The organism is Marivita cryptomonadis, assembly GCF_002115725.1.
Classification (GTDB): domain Bacteria; phylum Pseudomonadota; class Alphaproteobacteria; order Rhodobacterales; family Rhodobacteraceae; genus Marivita; species Marivita cryptomonadis.
The window spans coordinates 2,501-5,844 of sequence record NZ_JFKD01000051.1 but is presented as its reverse complement, the minus strand read 5'-3'; the positions used below and the strand labels follow the sequence as shown (position 1 = coordinate 5,844).

Annotated in this window: 2 rRNA genes; both read right to left on the bottom strand. The window is 53.5% G+C overall.

Annotation, left to right across the window (positions count from 1 at the left end):
- Positions 1 to 32: 32 nt before the first annotated feature.
- Positions 33 to 147: ribosomal RNA gene (gene rrf / locus MCRY_RS22100) — 5S ribosomal RNA — on the bottom strand.
- A 246-nt stretch (positions 148 to 393) separates the two neighbouring features.
- Positions 394 to 3,281: ribosomal RNA gene (locus MCRY_RS22095) — 23S ribosomal RNA — on the bottom strand.
- Between the last annotated feature and the right edge of the window lie 63 nt (positions 3,282 to 3,344).

The following is a 3,344-nucleotide window of genomic DNA, read 5'->3' as shown; positions in this document are numbered from 1 at the left end:
TTTTAGTTTAGAGGGATTGGGGATTTTATTAGGTTTGGCGGTGACCTACTCTCCCACGACTTGAGTCGCAGTACCATTGGCGCGGTGGCACTTAACGGCCGGGTTCGGAAAGGGACCGGGTGTATTGCTCACGCTATGACCACCAAACCGAATAAAATCCCCCTCGCATCTCGGATTCGAGGGGTGGCAGGCAGGGTATGACACAGTCATGCCCGTTGCCACACCGCGTCATTCCGGGTGCGAAGTAATCAACGAACCACATTTTTGATGTGGTTTTGTTGTCCAAGCCAAGTATTTTCACTTGGTGTTTGTGCTTTTGATCATTGGTCCAGAGCGCATTTTCATGCGCTTCCGCGGCGCTGTTTGAGCGCGTTGGTTTTGTTTTTACTGGATCAAATCAAGCCTATCGGGCCATTAGTACCGGTCAGCTGAACGCATTGCTGCGCTTACACCTCCGGCCTATCGACGTGGTGGTCTACCACGGCCCTCAGGGATACCTTGTTTTGAGGGGGGCTTCCCGCTTAGATGCCTTCAGCGGTTATCCTTTCCGATCATAGCTACCCTGCACTGCGGCTGGCGCCACAACAGGTCCACCAGTGGATCGTTCACCCCGGTCCTCTCGTACTAGGGGCAACTCCTCTCAAGTATCCTACACCCACGGCAGATAGGGACCGAACTGTCTCACGACGTTCTAAACCCAGCTCACGTACCTCTTTAAACGGCGAACAGCCGTACCCTTGGGACCTGCTCCAGCCCCAGGATGAGATGAGCCGACATCGAGGTGCCAAACACTGCCGTCGATATGGACTCTTGGGCAGTATCAGCCTGTTATCCCCGGCGTACCTTTTATCCGTTGAGCGATGGCCCTCCCACTTGGGACCACCGGATCACTATGGCCGTCTTTCGACTCTGCTCGACTTGTCAGTCTTGCAGTCAGGCTGGCTTCTGCCATTGCACTCAACGAGCGATTTCCGACCGCTCTGAGCCAACCTTCGCGCGCCTCCGTTACGCTTTAGGAGGCGACCGCCCCAGTCAAACTACCCGCCACGCAGGGTCCCGGATCCGGATAACGGACCGCGGTTAGACATCAAGAGTGCGAAGGGTGGTATCTCAAGGGAGGCTCCACGATGACTGGCGTCACCGCTTCAAAGCCTACCACCTATCCTGCACATCACAATCCTGATGCCAGTGCGAAGCTGTAGTAAAGGTGCACGGGGTCTTTCCGTCTAACCGCGGGAAGCCTGCATCTTGACAGGCAATTCAATTTCGCTGAGTCGATGTTGGAGACAGCGGGGAAGTCGTTACGCCATTCGTGCAGGTCGGAACTTACCCGACAAGGAATTTCGCTACCTTAGGACCGTTATAGTTACGGCCGCCGTTTACCTGGGCTTCAATTCAGAGCTCTCACCCCTCCTTTTAACCTTCAGGCACCGGGCAGGCGTCAGACCCTATACGTCGTCTTGCGACTTCGCAGAGCCCTGTGTTTTTAATAAACAGTCGCCACCCCCTGGTTTGTGCCCCCAGCCCCTAGTTGCCTAGGAACCGGGCCTCCTTCTCGCGAACTTACGGAGGTATTTTGCCGAGTTCCTTCAACATCGTTCTCTCAAGCGCCTTGGTATTCTCTACCAGTCCACCTGTGTCGGTTTAGGGTACGGTCTGATGATGGAGCTATTTCCAGGAACCTCTGAACGGCCCCTCCAATCCGATAAGGAGGAACAATCTTCGAGATCCGTCACTTCCATCTGGCCCACGAATATTAACGTGGTTCCCATCGCCTACGCCTTTCGGCCTCGGCTTAGGGGCCGGCTTACCCTGCTCAGATTAGCTTTAAGCAGGAACCCTTGGACTTTCGGCGAGAGTGTCTCTCACACTCTTTGTCGCTACTCATGTCATCATTCTCACTAGTGATCTCTCCACCGGATCGCTCACACGCCGGCTTCACAGAAAAGACTTCGTCTCCATTATTTTGCGCTACCGCCCGGAGGGCTACTTGAGCGCGTTAGCACCCAAGCAGACCCAAACGGTCCGCTAAAATAGAAGAGACGTAGTCCTATGTCACACTACGCTCTGCTACCATGCACTATGTGCATCCTAAGCTTCGGCTCATGGCTTGAGCCCCGTTACATCTTCGCCGCAGGACAACTTATTTAGACCAGTGAGCTGTTACGCTATCTTTAAAGGATGGCTGCTTCTAAGCCAACCTCCTGGTTGTTTTGGTCGTCCCACCTGCTTTCCCACTTAGCCATGAATTGGGGGCCTTAGCTGTAGGTCAGGGTTGTTTCCCTCTCCACAACGGACGTTAGCATCCGCTGTGTGTCTGCCATCTAGTACTCCCCGGTATTCGGAGTTTGGTTAGGATCAGTAAGCCTGTGGGGCCCCATTACCCATCCAGTGCTCTACCCCCGGGGGTATTCGGATGACGCTCTACCTAAATAGATTTCGCAGAGAACCAGCTATCTCCGAGTTTGATTGGCCTTTCACCCCTAGGCACAGCTCATCCCGATCCTTTTCAACGGATGTGGGTTCGGTCCTCCAGTTGGTGTTACCCAACCTTCAACCTGGCCATGCCTAGATCACTCGGTTTCGGGTCTGATCCATCTAACTCATGCGCCCTATTCAGACTCGCTTTCGCTGCGCCTACACCTAACGGCTTAAGCTTGCTAGATAGACCAAGTCGATGACCCATTATACAAAAGGTACGCCGTCACCCCGCAAGGGGGCTCCGACTGATTGTAGGCGTTCGGTTTCAGGTACTGTTTCACTCCCCTCGTCGGGGTGCTTTTCACCTTTCCCTCACGGTACTGGTTCACTATCGGTCAGTAAGGAGTACTTAGCCTTCGAAGGTGGTCCTCCGATCTTCAGACAGGATTTCACGTGTCCCGCCCTACTTAATACGTCCCATCACGCTTCCTATACGGGGCTGTCACCCGCTATGGCTGTGCTTTCCAGCACATTCTAGTCACGCTCAAGGCTCGGCTGGTCCCCGTTCGCTCGCCGCTACTAGGGGAGTATCAATTGATGTCCTTTCCTCCGGGTACTTAGATGTTTCAGTTCCCCGGGTTTGCTCTTAAAACCCTATGTATTCAGGTAATAAGTACCTGTTTCAGCAAGATATAAGCTGCCCAAAGGCAATTATATCAAACTGTCAGGTGGGTTGCCCCATTCGGAAATCCATGGATCAAAGCTTATTCTCAGCTCCTCATGGCTTATCGCAGAGTATCACGTCCTTCATCGCCTCTTACTGCCTAGGCATTCACCAAACGCCCTTCTCGCGCTTGATTTGATCCAGAAAGAACAAAACCGTCTCATAACGATGCGCTACCGCTTCGCTACTTGAGCGAACT